This is a genomic window from Ornithinibacillus salinisoli (assembly GCF_042684965.1).
In the GTDB taxonomy this organism is placed as follows: Bacteria; Bacillota; Bacilli; order Bacillales; family Amphibacillaceae; genus Ornithinibacillus; species Ornithinibacillus salinisoli.
The window spans coordinates 127,115-140,280 of the sequence record NZ_JBHUMI010000009.1; the positions used below are offsets into that span (position 1 = coordinate 127,115).

Genomic DNA, 13,166 nt, shown 5'->3' on the forward strand with positions numbered 1-13,166 from the left:
TCCCACTATTCCCCACCAATTGTTGATGAAATGGGTAGCCCTTTTTCAACAAGACTAATTGAACATCAAAAATGCTTATATAACGGTGTTTAATACGTGATAAACCAAGCTCATGGAGGAATTATCATATCCAATATTTGTAGGTCGAAAGCTTCAATTCAATAAAAAATATATTTTTTTAAAAAATTGAGTGGAGGATTGTGGGGGAATGTGGTAATATAGAAACATGAAAGTGGGGCGGACTTTATGTTCATGGGTGAATTCCAACATAACATTGATACAAAAGGCAGAATTATTGTCCCTTCCAAGTTCCGTGATGGACTTGGGGAGCGTTTTGTTGTGACCCGTGGATTAGATAAATGTTTGTTCGCATATCCCATGGAAGAATGGACATTATTAGAGGAAAAGTTAAAAAAACTCCCATTAACCAAAAAAGACGCTAGAGCTTTTACGCGTTTTTTCTTTTCTGGAGCAGTGGAATGTGAAGTGGACAAGCAGGGAAGAATAAATATTCCACAGCCATTACGTAATTATGCTGTTCTAGATAAAGAGTGTGTTGTGATCGGTGTGTCCAATCGAATAGAGTTCTGGGCTAGTGAGAATTGGGAAGATTATTTTAATGATTCTGAGGAATCGTTCGCAGAAATTGCCGAGAACCTAATGGATTTCGATATTTAACGGACATAGCAAAACAATAAAGTGGGTGTAAAAATGTTTGAACATTATACAGTGTTAAAGGATGAATCAGTTAAAGGATTAGATATAAAACCAAATGGTACGTATGTCGATTGTACTGTTGGTGGGGGAGGGCATTCAGAACGAATTGTTTCCCAACTAGAAAAAGATGGATTACTTGTAGCGTTTGATCAAGATGAAGATGCATTAGAAGCTGCTAGACAAAGGTTAGAGCTATACAGTGATCGAATTCTATTTGTACACAATAATTTCCGTCATATCGAACAAGAATTACAGCATAACAATATCGAGCATATTGATGGTATTTTGTTTGATTTAGGTGTTTCTTCTCCACAACTTGATCGAGGAGAAAGAGGTTTCAGTTATCAGCACGACGCTAAATTAGATATGAGAATGGATCAAGCACAAGAATTAACTGCATATGAAGTAGTTAATCATTGGACATATAATCAGTTAGTTTCAATATTTTTTAAATACGGGGAAGAGAAGTTTTCGAAACAAATTGCTCGTAAGATTGAAGAATATAGAAAAGTAGAACCAATTGAAACGACATTCCAATTAGTTGACCTCATTAAAGAGGGGATACCAGCTCCAGCGCGAAGAAAAGGAGGACATCCGGCGAAACGGATTTTCCAGGCAATACGAATTGCTGTTAATGATGAATTAGCTGCGTTTAATGATGCACTCCATCAAGCTGCGAGGGTAGTTGGAATAAATGGTCGTATTGCAGTAATTACATTTCATTCGCTTGAGGATAGACTGTGTAAACAAGCGTTTAAGAAATGGAGCACACCGAAAGAAACACCGAGAAATTTACCGGTTATTCCAAAGGATTATGAAGCTCCATTCAAATTAGTTACTCGTAAGCCGATAATAGCTAATGACAGTGAATTAGATAATAATCGTCGCTCTAGATCAGCGAAACTACGAATTGTTGAAAAAATAAATGTGTGGAATGATGATTTTATATATGAGGAAGGGTGGAAAAAGTAATGGCAGCTAATCACGCGAGAGTATGGCAACAATCCTATACTTCACAAAATGCTACACACGTTCAGGAAGAAAAACAAAAAGTCGTTGTTCGGAAAAAAAGTTGGATAACCAAGGGGGAGAAGGTTCTTTATTCTTTTGTTGGACTTTTCTTAATAGTTGCTAGTGCATATATTGTATCTTATTCTTCCTCGACTGACACATTAAATAGAGATTTACAATCACTTGAACAAAATGTACAATCACAAAAATTAACGAATGAGTCATTAGTATTTGAAATTAAAGAATTAAGTAGACCAGAGCGCATTACGCAAATTGCAAAGGAAAATGGCTTAACTATTCAGAATGCGGAAGTAAAACAAGCCACTTCATTTCACAATTAATAAGGTGAACAAAAATGAATAAAAATAAAACAACACATTTTATGACAGCCATTTTAATCGTGTTCTTTGTAGCAGTGTTTATGGTATTAACTGGTAGATTTTTATATATTCAAGCTGCTGGAGAAATACAAAATGTATCATTGGTTGATTGGGCTAAAGACAAGAGAACTTCCTCTTATCCGCTAGAGTCAGAACGTGGAAAGATATTTGATAATAATGGGATGACATTAGCGTATGATATGCCTACTTTTCGAATGTATGCAATAGTCAATGAGGCATACTCGGAAAATCTAGACGAACCAAAACATGTGGACGATCCAGAAAACACCGCTGAGCTGCTTGCCCCGATATTGGGTGTTGAAAAACAGTATATTTTGGATCAGATAAATAATGGAGTTGCAAATGAGAGAACGCAAGTAGAATTTGGTCCCTCAGGAAAAGACATCAGCCAAAAGGAAAAAGATGAAATCGATGCCCTTCAATTACCAGGAATTAATTTTATAAGAGAGTCTACTCGTTATTATCCAAATGGTACGTTCGCTTCCCATATTATTGGTTTCGCTAGAGAAACTAAAATGGAAGAAGAGGAAGAAGATAAGGTTATCTCCGAGGTTAAAGGTGTTACAGGTATTGAAAATGAAATGAATGACTTATTACGTGGTCAAGATGGATACATATCCTTTGAACGTGATTTATATAATAAGAAGTTACTAGATCCTAATGAGGTTATTAAACAACCAAAAAATGGCGATGATGTCTATTTAACAATTGATCAGAAAGTACAAACTTTACTAGAGGATGTTATGTCTCAGGTTGAAGAAAAATACGAGCCGGAAAGAATAACAGCCATCGTGATGAATCCGAAAACAGGTGAAATTATAGCTATGGGGAATCGGCCAAGCTATAATCCGAACAATCCAGCGGATGTAAAGAATTGGTATAATGATGCAGTATCAACTCCGTTTGAACCAGGCTCAACAATGAAAATGTTCACATGGGCAGCTGCGATAGAAGAAGGTGTCTATGATGGATCAGATGGATTCAAATCTGGAAGCTATCAAATTAATGACCGAATTAAACCAATAAATGATCATAATAATGGAGAAGGCTGGGGCATCATTTCATATGACGAAGGATTTGCAAGATCTTCAAACGTAGCAGCTTCCAAGCTAGTATGGGAAAAAATTGGCCCCGATAGATTTTTAGAGTATCTTCATGACTTTCAATTTGACCAATTATCTGGTATTGATTTACCAGGTGAAGTTGGCGGTAAGATTTTGTATAATTGGCCAGCGGAGAAGCTAACAACTGCCTTTGGACAGGGAAGTACCACAACTCCTATTCAGCAAATGAAAGCAGCGTCTGCCATTGCGAATAATGGGAAAATGGTACAGCCATATGTAATTAATAAAATAGTAGATTCCGATACGGGTAATGTTGTAAGTGAACAATCAACTGAGGTTGTAGGTGAGCCCATATCGAAAGAAACGGCAGAACAAGTAAGAGGCTTGCTTGAATCAGTTGTGAAATCAGAAAATGGTACTGGAAGAAGATATAATCTGAATGATTATTCTGTTGCCGGAAAAACAGGGACAGCGGAAATTCCTAACCCAGATGGACCAGGATATTTAACCGGTCGGGAAAACTATATTTTTTCATTCCTAGGGATGGCTCCGGCTGATGACCCTAAATTGATGATGTACGTTTCCGTCAAACAACCAACCCTTGTAACGGAAGAAGGTATTGAACCAGGAAGTGCACCAGTATCGTTCATTTTTAATCATGTAATGGAGAATAGCTTACATTATTTAAATATAGAACCTGATAAAGAGGATTATGGTGACTCACAGCTCATTACAGTTCCTGAATTGATAGGAAAAGGTGTAACAAAGTCTAAAGAAGAATTAGAGCAAAAAGGATTTAAGGTTACAGTGGTTGGAACAGGAAATCAAGTTGTTGATTCGAATGTGCAGCAGGGTAGTAAAATTCTTCAAAATGAACGAATTATTCTACTGACAGATCAAGCCACCATGCCAAATATAAAAGGTTGGTCCATGCGAGATGTGTGGATATTGTCAGATTTACTACAATTAAAAGTGGATTCGTCTGGACATGGCTATGTAGTCAATCAGAGCATACCCGTAGATCATTCTATTACAAAGGAAGATATATTAGAGGTAGAATTGGAAGCTCCTAATGACAATCGCCAGGAAGAGTCGGAAGATACAAGCGAAAATTAGTGGTCATAAAATTATAGACAAAAATCATTATTACATGGATCTGACTTCATCTATAAGAGTTTTTGCTTTGTAATTTCAAAAAATAAATAACAATTACTATTTAAAAGTATTACTAGAAAAAAAGTATCGAACTTTAAGAAAACAGTGTTCTATTCAGTTTTTTAATTCATATAGTGGATACAAGCCTATCTATGAAGAGGGGATGAAGCATGAAACGAGTATCCACTGTAACCGTTAGAAAACGATTAGTTACTGTTTTTCTTATTGGACTAGTTTTCTTTGCAATTATTGATTTTCGCTTAGGCTATGTCCAATTCATTATTGGTGATCAGCTAGTGGAATTAGCAGATGAATCATGGAGTAGAGATATTAAATTTCAACCAGAGCGTGGCTATATTCTGGATGTTAATGGCGATGTATTAGCAGAAAATGTAACAGCACCTTCTGTTGTAATTGTGCCAAGACAGATTAAAGACCCAGAAGGAACAGCTGAAAAACTGGCAGCTATTCTTGAAATTCCCTATGATCGCACTTTGGAAAAAGTAACACAAAATGCGTCTTCCGTAAATATTAGACCAGAAGGGATAAAAATAACAGATAAGCAGGAAAAAGCTATAAGAACGCTCAATTTAGCTGGTGTATATCTTGCAAAAGACTCCAAAAGACATTACCCCTATGGAGATGATTTAGCTCATGTATTAGGATTTACAGGAATCGATAATCAAGGCCTGATGGGGCTCGAACTTTATTATGATGAGATGCTTAAAGGTGAAGAAGGAAGTTTGTCATTTTACTCGGATGCGAAGGGGAGTAGATTAGAACAGCTAGCAGATAACTACACAGCACCTAAGGATGGACTAGATCTAAAAACTTCCATTGACTCAAGAGTACAAACAATTTTAGAAAGAGAATTAGACGTAGCTGTAGCAAAATATAATCCAGATGGAGCTTTAGCGATCGCAGTGAATCCGAAAACTGGTGGAGTACTAGGAATGTCATCTCGCCCTAATTTTAATCCTGAAAATTATCAAGAGGTAAATCCCGATATTTATAACCGGAATTTACCAATTTGGAGTACGTATGAACCAGGTTCAACCTTTAAGATAATTACGTTAGCTGCTGCTTTAGAGGAAGAAATTGTTGATTTGGACAAGGATGAATTTCATGATCCAGGACATATAGAGGTTGAGGGGGCCAAGCTTCATTGTTGGAAGGATGGTGGACATGGTCACCAGACATACTTAGAAGTTGTGCAAAACTCATGCAACCCTGGGTTCGTCCACTTAGGGCAAGAATTAGGGAAAGAAAAATTATTTACGTATATAGAAAACTTCGGTTTTGGTAAAAAAACAGGTATTGACTTACAAGGTGAGGGGAATGGGATCCTATTTAAACCGGAGAATGTTGGACCAGTCGAATTATCAACAACTGCATTTGGACAAGGGGTATCCGTAACTCCTATTCAACAAGTTATGGCTGTGTCGGCTGCGGTCAATGGCGGTTACTTATATGAACCTTTTGTCGCTAAAGAATGGATTGACTCACAAACAAAAGAGGTAGTATCCAAAGTTGATCCCGTATTAAAAGATCAAGTGATTTCAGAATCGACTTCGAAAGAAATACGTATAGCATTGGAATCTGTCGTTGCACAGGGTACTGGAAGACCAGCATATGTTGATGGTTATCGAGTAGGAGGTAAAACTGGTACTGCACAAAAGGTTGGTCCAAATGGTGGCTATATGGAGAACAATCATGTCGTTTCATTTATAGGTTTTGCCCCTGCTGATGATCCGGGAATTGTTGTGTATGTTGCTGTTGATAACCCTAAAGGTACTGTTCAATTTGGAGGTGTAGTAGCTGCTCCGATAGTCGGTAACATTATTGGTGATAGTTTACGTGCGTTAGGTGTGGAACCAAGAACAGAAGGATTAGATAAAGAATATCAATGGCCAGAAGAACCACCTGTAGAAGTTCCTGATTTAACAGGATTAAAAAAAGGTGATTTAACGCAATACATGACTAATTTATCTATTGAGACGAATGGTGAAGGGGACTATATAATCGATCAAGCTCCTGCTCCAGGAACAAAAGTAGAAGCTGGTTCAAAAATAAGAATATATTTATCTAATAAAGAAGGTACGGATTAATGATAATTTGCTATAATAATTAAAGTGGAGCTGAAAAAGAGGGTATGTCAACCCTCTTAAAATGAAGCTCTAGTGAGAATAATTATGTTGGTTGTCGAAATATGTATTGATGTATGGAGAGTAGAATGACCTATACGTAATAAGTACTTTATTAAACTCTTTTTCTATGGGGAAGGATGTATAATTTGCGACTAAAGGAAATTCTTTCTTTTTTACCGTTTCATGAACGTATTGGTTACGAGGATATGGAGATTAAATCAATTGAAATGGATTCGCGGAAGGTTAAAAACGGGGATCTGTTTGTGTGTATAAACGGTTTTACTGTAGACGGACATGACTATGTCGATGAAGCAATCCAGAATGGGGCGATATGTATTGTCGCTGAAAAAGAGATTACAGCTTCCGTTCCAGTTTTACATGTCACAGATACTGTTCGATTTCTAGGAATGATCGCAGCCAAATTTTACGGATTCCCAACACAACATATACCGTTAATCGGTGTTACTGGTACAAATGGCAAAACTACAGTAACGTATTTACTAGAGTCTATTTTTAATCATCACAATCAAAAGACTGGTGTAATTGGTACAATCCAAATGAAAATTGGTAAAGACACCTATCCAATTAATAACACAACACCAGATGCGTTGTTTTTACAAAAAACAATTCATTATATGATAGAACAAGATGTAGACAAAGTCATAATGGAAGTATCCTCCCACGCTTTGGATCTAGGGCGTGTTTATGGTTGTGATTTTGATGCAGCTGTCTTTACAAATTTATCTCAAGATCATCTAGATTATCATGCCTCAATGGAGGATTATTTACGGGCGAAAAGTCTGTTGTTTGCTCAATTAGGGAATAGTTATAATGAAAAGCAGCCAAAATTTGCTATAATAAATGTCGATGATCCTGCTAGTAATTTGTTACAAAGAAGTACAGCTCAACATGTCGTTACGTATGGTTGTGAAAATGAAGCACATATTATGGCAAGAAACGTATCATTAGATGCAACTGGCACACGGTTCGAGTTAGTTACGCCTGTTGGTAAGGTAGAGGTGAATAGTAAGTTAATCGGCAAGTTTAATGTGTATAATATGCTTGCAGCAAGTGCCGTGGGAGTTGCATTTCATATTCCACTATCAGTCATTAAACAGGCGTTTGAACACATTACTGGTGTGAATGGCAGGTTTCAGCCTGTTAAATCAAACCATAATTTTTCAGTGATTGTGGACTATGCCCATACACCTGATTCGTTAGAGAACGTATTACAAACTATTAAAGGTATTGCTGAAAAAACAATCTATGTAGTCGTTGGTTGTGGGGGAGACAGAGACAAATCTAAGCGCCCGTTGATGGCACAAATTGCCTTGAAGTATGCTGACCACGCAATTTTCACTTCCGATAATCCTCGTACAGAAGATCCTACAGTGATACTTCAGGACATGACGGACGGGTTAACAAAAGATCAAAACAACTACGAGGTTATTACAGACCGAAAAAAAGCTATCCAGCAAGCTATAAACCTAGCAGAAGAAAAAGATGTTATCTTAATTGCAGGAAAAGGTCATGAAACATACCAGCAGATCGGTCATAAAAAACATGACTTTGACGACCGAATTGTTGCGTTGGAAGCAATAGAAGCTAAGGAGAAATGATTATGTTATTTACAACAAAATGGTTATCAACTATCTTGACCAATTATCGCGGTAGAGCTCAGGAACATATACCTATCGAACAAGTAACTACGGACAGTCGTGTGAAATCGACTAACGCATTATTCGTACCAATAGTTGGTGAAAATTTTGATGGTCATGCATTTGTTCAACAAGCCATTGAGCAAGGGGCAAGCGCAGTTATTTGGAATAGGGAGAAAGAATTACCAGAATCAGTACCAGCTGATTTTCCTATATTCCTTGTAGAAAACACCGTACACGCATTACAAGAAATCGCGAGACATTATCGGAAAAAAGTTAATCCTATCGTAATTGGAATTACTGGTTCAAATGGAAAAACGTCGACGAAAGATATGGTTGCGTCTGTTATGAAAACAACTTATCGAACACATTTTACTGATGGTAACTTTAATAATGAAATAGGGTTACCCTTAACGATATTAGCCATGCGTCTCGATACGGAAGTATTAGTTTTAGAGATGGGGATGAGTGATTTTGGAGAAATAGAATTGCTATCACAAATAGCTCGTCCCGATTATGCAGTAATTACAAATATAGGAGAGTCTCATATTGAATTTTTAGGCTCTCGTCACGGTATTGCCAAAGCTAAGTTAGAAATTACTAGTGGGTTAAAAACAAATGGAAAGTTAATTATTGATGGTGATGAAGAATTATTAAAAGATGTACACGGTAAGGAAAATGTAATTACTTGTGGCTTTAAAGCTTATAACGATGTTACAATAAAAAATGTTGAAATAATGCACCATCAAACTGTTTTTGAGCTTTCTGATAATAACAAGTATGTTGTACCATTATTAGGGGAACATCAGGCACAAAATGCTTCCTATGCGATTACATTAGGTAAATTATTACATGTTGATTCTGCTTTTATTGAGAAATCCTTGCAGAGTTTATCCATTACCTCGATGCGGTTTGAAATACTTAAAGGTATTAATGATGTGGCGATTATTAATGATGCATATAATGCATCACCAACATCTATGAAAGCAGCAATTGAAGTTGTAAAGCAAATGAATGGCTTCCAAGAAAAGGTATTAATTTTAGGAGATATTTTTGAGTTAGGTGAACATTCGGAAGGATTACACCGTTCTGTTGCCGATGAAATTGATGATTCTATAACTGCGGTATATACGGTTGGACATGATTCTCATGTTATAACAGAAGCCGTTAAGAGCCGTTATCCGCACTTAATCGCAAAGCATTTTAACGTTAACGAAGAGCTAATTAACGAATTGAACACATATGTTAAACAAGATACGTTATTATTATTCAAAGCATCACGAGGTATGCATTTCGAAACATTAATAGAAAAAATACAAAACCAATAAAGAATGATTAAACAAGCTTGATTTCGTTAAGCCTTTTAAATGAATCAAGTAGTATTGTTTTGTTATGGACGGTTACGTTTTGAGGAGGAACTTGTAGTGAACATGATTGTATTACTGATGACAATAGCTATAGCATTTTTAATCACCGTCCTCTTGTCACCAATTTTTATTCCGTTTCTGAGACGATTAAAGTTTGGACAAAGTATAAGAGAAGAGGGTCCGAAATCTCATATTAAAAAAACAGGAACACCTACAATGGGTGGAATTATGATTGTGATTAGTATCATAATTACATCTATTATTATGGTCAATAAAAATCAAGCTACTTCGATTGGATATGAGCTTTATTTATTAATATTTGTTCTTGTAGGATATGGTCTATTAGGTTTTCTTGATGATTTTATAAAAGTAGCTATGAAAAGAAACTTGGGATTAACATCAAAGCAAAAAATGTTTGGCCAAATTGTAATAGCTCTTATATTTTATTTTATTTTACGAAGTCAAGATTTCCCTACTTATATACAAATTCCAGGTACTAATATTCAATGGGAATTTGGTTGGACATATGCATTATTAATTATTTTTATGCTTGTCGGAGCTTCAAATGCGGTAAATTTAACAGATGGACTCGATGGATTACTGGCGGGTACTGCCGCGATTGCTTTTGGTGCTTTTGGAATTTTAGCATGGTATGGAATTCCTCAAAATGAAGTAGCTATCTTCTCATTAGCTGTTGTTGGAGCTTTATTAGGCTTTCTTGTTTTTAATGCCCACCCAGCTAAAGTGTTTATGGGAGATACCGGTTCTCTAGCGCTAGGGGGAGCAATTGCTGCTTTAGCAATATTAACGAAGTTAGAAATATTATTAGTAATCATTGGTGGCGTATTTGTAATTGAAACTCTTTCCGTCATTATTCAGGTTATTTCGTTTAAAACAACAGGAAAAAGGGTATTTAAAATGAGTCCATTACATCACCATTATGAACTGTTGGGCTGGTCTGAGTGGAGAGTAGTTACAACATTTTGGTTAATCGGAATAATTTTTGCCGCTCTAGGTATTTATATTGAGGTGTGGTTAGGTTGAGTAAACTATTAGATTTCCCATATGAACAAGTACTTGTTTTAGGCCTTGCTAAAAGTGGTACTGCTGCTGCGAAGGTATTATTAGAAAATGGGGTTAAGGTACGTATAAATGACATGAAGGCTAGTGAAGACGATCCTGGAGTTATTGAATTGAAATCAATGGGGGCAGATGTCATTGTTGGTTCTCACCCCTTATATGTTTTAGATGAAATGGAATTAATCGTCAAGAACCCCGGAATTTCATATGACAATCCGATTGTCATTGAAGCACTTAATCGTCACATACCAGTTATTACAGAAATAGAGATTGCTGGCCGCTTAGCACAAGGCTCAATAATTGGAATAACAGGTTCAAATGGAAAAACAACGACAACAACATTAACGAATGACATGCTCCTAAATAGTGGTCAATCAGTGAAACTAGCGGGGAATATAGGTATAGTTGCTACGGATGTTGCCAAACGATTAGCTGCACATGAAAAAATGATCTTAGAATTATCCTCTTTTCAACTAATGGGTACCCAAACATTTAGGCCCAATATAGCTATTTTATTAAATTTATTTGAGGCACACTTAGACTACCATAAAACATTTGAAAACTACGTTGAAGCGAAGTGTAATATTTTTAAGCATCAGACTGAAGAAGATTATTTAGTTTATAATGCCGATGATGAAAAAATCGTTCATGCTGTACAACATGCAAAATCGATTAAAGTTCCTTTTTCAATAAGAGAAAAACAACCTCATGGAGCATGGGCAGATGAAGAGAGCATCTTTTTTAGAGATGAGAAAGTGATCGGCCGAGAAGAGGTTGCCTTGGTTGGGGATCATAATGTAGAGAATATTTTAGCATCCATTAGTGCAGCTAAATTATGTGGAGCATCAAATGAAGGTATTCGTACGGTATTAACTACATTTACAGGTGTTAAACACCGTCTTCAATTTGTGGATAATATTCATGGGAGGCTATTTTATAATGACTCCAAAGCAACTAATATATTAGCTACAAGTAAGGCACTTACTTCATTCAACCAACCAGTTATTTTACTTGCTGGCGGACTTGACCGAGGGAATAACTTTGATGAACTAATCCCCTATTTAGATAATGTAAAAGCTATGATAGTTTTTGGTGAGACTGCTGATAAACTAGAAGAAGCAGCTCAGAGCGCCGGAGTGAAAACAGTAGTTCAAACGAAAAATATCGAAGCAGCTGTACAACGAGCGTATTCTGTTTCACAAGCAGCTGATGTTATCTTACTATCTCCAGCCTGTGCTAGTTGGGATCAATATCGTACTTTTGAAGAAAGAGGAGACATGTTTATTCATGCCGTGCATACATTAAAGTAGGGGCTTGTTTCATTATTTTGGCACTACTTTATCAAATAAGATTCGCCCCTAAGTCTATGTAGAATAAGGGGTGTTTTTTTGATTCCTAAAATGATGAAGATGAAAGATAAGCCTGATTATACGTTGTTAACGATAGTCATTCTTTTACTTATCGTTGGGATTGTAATGGTATTTAGTTCTTCGTATATTTGGGCAGAATATAAGTATTCAGATACATTTTATTTTTTGAAGAGGCAATTATTATTCGCAGGTGCTGGAGTCATTGCAATGTTATTTGCGATGTTAACCCCATATAATACCTGGGGAAAGTATGCGAAAATTGTCTTACTAGTCTGTTTCTTTTTATTGTTAATTGTATTGATTCCAGGAATTGGGATGACTCGTGGTGGAGCACAAAGTTGGATTGGGGTAGGTGCTTTTAGTATTCAGCCATCTGAATTTATGAAATTAGGTATGATAATCTTTTTATCTGCCTATCTCGCTTCGAATCAAAAATATATTACATCCTTAAAAAAGGGTTTTTTCCCATCTCTTATGTTAGTTTTTACAGCATTTGGTTTAATTATGCTTCAACCGGATTTAGGTACTGGCATGGTCTTAGTTCTCACTTCGATGGTAATGATCTTTGTAGCAGGAGCTAGAATATCTCATTTTATTGGACTAGCAGTTTTTGGAGTGGTTGGATTTGCGTATTTAATCATATCCGCTCCTTATCGAATAAGTCGAATCACCGCGTTTCTTAACCCGTGGGAAGATCCGCTAGGGGATGGTTTCCAAATCATACAATCTCTTTATGCTATTGGTCCAGGCGGGTTAATGGGCGTTGGATTAGGTGGTAGTTTACAAAAATATTTTTATTTACCCGAGCCGCAAACGGATTTTATTTATGCGATACTAGCAGAAGAGCTTGGCTTTATTGGCGGTACTGTTGTCATTGTTTTGTTCGGTTTGTTATTTTGGAGAGGAATTAAAATTGCGTTGGAGGCACCCGATCTATTCGGAAGATTTTTGGCGTTAGGGATTGTGTCTATGTTAACGATCCAAGTGATGATAAATGTTAGTGTCGTAATTGGATTGATCCCAGTAACAGGTATTACTTTACCTTTCCTTAGTTATGGGGGGTCATCGTTAACGTTAACCCTTTGTTCAGTAGGTGTATTACTCAATATTAGTAGATATACAAAAGTATGAGAATTAACAAAATATAATTGGTAAATATTTATGCGGAATCTAGTGAAAGTTTACTATATGTTTAT

The 13,166-nt window shown here is 36.4% G+C and carries 10 protein-coding genes; all 10 read left to right on the plus strand.

The window, feature by feature from the left end; all coding sequences use genetic code 11:
• The first annotated feature begins 246 nt into the window (after nt 1–246).
• The 10 genes from mraZ (at nt 247) to spoVE (ending at nt 13,101) form a co-directional block, all read left to right on the plus strand.
• Entirely contained in the window at nt 247–678 is a 432-nt protein-coding gene (mraZ, locus tag ACFSTA_RS05540; protein WP_377555582.1) for a division/cell wall cluster transcriptional repressor MraZ, read from the plus strand.
• 33 nt (nt 679–711) lie between these two features.
• Nucleotides 712–1,689 (plus strand): 16S rRNA (cytosine(1402)-N(4))-methyltransferase RsmH, encoded by a 978-nt coding sequence (rsmH, locus tag ACFSTA_RS05545; protein WP_377555583.1) that lies wholly within the window; start codon nt 712–714, stop codon nt 1,687–1,689.
• Nucleotides 1,689–2,069: a cell division protein FtsL gene (gene ftsL / locus ACFSTA_RS05550; RefSeq protein WP_377555584.1), complete on the plus strand. Its 381-nt coding sequence runs from the start codon at nt 1,689–1,691 to the stop codon at nt 2,067–2,069. The genes rsmH and ftsL overlap by 1 nt, the downstream gene beginning before the upstream one ends.
• Before the next feature lie 14 nt (nt 2,070–2,083).
• Nucleotides 2,084–4,309: a penicillin-binding protein gene (locus ACFSTA_RS05555; RefSeq protein ID WP_377555585.1), complete on the plus strand. Its 2,226-nt coding sequence runs from the start codon at nt 2,084–2,086 to the stop codon at nt 4,307–4,309.
• A gap of 209 nt (nt 4,310–4,518) precedes the next feature.
• The gene (locus ACFSTA_RS05560; RefSeq protein WP_377555586.1) at nt 4,519–6,456 is read left to right on the plus strand and encodes a stage V sporulation protein D; all 1,938 of its coding nucleotides are present in this window, start codon (nt 4,519–4,521) and stop codon (nt 6,454–6,456) included.
• A gap of 185 nt (nt 6,457–6,641) precedes the next feature.
• Complete coding sequence (locus ACFSTA_RS05565) at nt 6,642–8,114, plus strand: UDP-N-acetylmuramoyl-L-alanyl-D-glutamate--2,6-diaminopimelate ligase (protein ID WP_377555587.1); 1,473 nt, start codon at nt 6,642–6,644, stop codon at nt 8,112–8,114.
• Nucleotides 8,115–8,116: 2 nt separating this feature from the next.
• A complete protein-coding gene (locus ACFSTA_RS05570) occupies nt 8,117–9,481 on the plus strand; it encodes a UDP-N-acetylmuramoyl-tripeptide--D-alanyl-D-alanine ligase (RefSeq protein ID WP_377555588.1) in 1,365 nt (454 codons plus the stop codon).
• 102 nt (nt 9,482–9,583) lie between these two features.
• Nucleotides 9,584–10,564: a phospho-N-acetylmuramoyl-pentapeptide-transferase gene (gene mraY / locus ACFSTA_RS05575; protein ID WP_377555762.1), complete on the plus strand. Its 981-nt coding sequence runs from the start codon at nt 9,584–9,586 to the stop codon at nt 10,562–10,564.
• Nucleotides 10,561–11,910 carry a UDP-N-acetylmuramoyl-L-alanine--D-glutamate ligase gene (gene murD, locus ACFSTA_RS05580; protein WP_377555589.1) on the plus strand — a complete coding sequence of 450 codons (1,350 nt, stop codon included), beginning with the start codon at nt 10,561–10,563 and terminating at the stop codon, nt 11,908–11,910. Before mraY ends, murD begins: the two co-directional genes overlap by 4 nt.
• Nucleotides 11,911–12,000: 90 nt before the next feature.
• Complete coding sequence (spoVE, locus tag ACFSTA_RS05585; RefSeq protein WP_377555764.1) at nt 12,001–13,101, plus strand: stage V sporulation protein E; 1,101 nt, start codon at nt 12,001–12,003, stop codon at nt 13,099–13,101.
• Nucleotides 13,102–13,166: the final 65 nt, after the last annotated feature.

Excerpts from the sequence above, each read along its gene's own strand:
- ACFSTA_RS05555 (WP_377555585.1), top strand. The coding sequence starts at position 2,084 with ATGAATAAAAATAAAACAACACATTTTATGACAGCCATTTTAATCGTG.
- spoVE (WP_377555764.1), top strand. The coding sequence starts at position 12,001 with ATGATGAAGATGAAAGATAAGCCTGATTATACGTTGTTAACGATAGTC.
- mraY (WP_377555762.1), top strand. The coding sequence starts at position 9,584 with ATGATTGTATTACTGATGACAATAGCTATAGCATTTTTAATCACCGTC.
- mraZ (WP_377555582.1), top strand. The coding sequence starts at position 247 with ATGTTCATGGGTGAATTCCAACATAACATTGATACAAAAGGCAGAATT.
- ACFSTA_RS05560 (WP_377555586.1), top strand. The coding sequence starts at position 4,519 with ATGAAACGAGTATCCACTGTAACCGTTAGAAAACGATTAGTTACTGTT.
- ACFSTA_RS05570 (WP_377555588.1), top strand. The coding sequence starts at position 8,117 with ATGTTATTTACAACAAAATGGTTATCAACTATCTTGACCAATTATCGC.
- rsmH (WP_377555583.1), top strand. The coding sequence starts at position 712 with ATGTTTGAACATTATACAGTGTTAAAGGATGAATCAGTTAAAGGATTA.
- ftsL (WP_377555584.1), top strand. The coding sequence starts at position 1,689 with ATGGCAGCTAATCACGCGAGAGTATGGCAACAATCCTATACTTCACAA.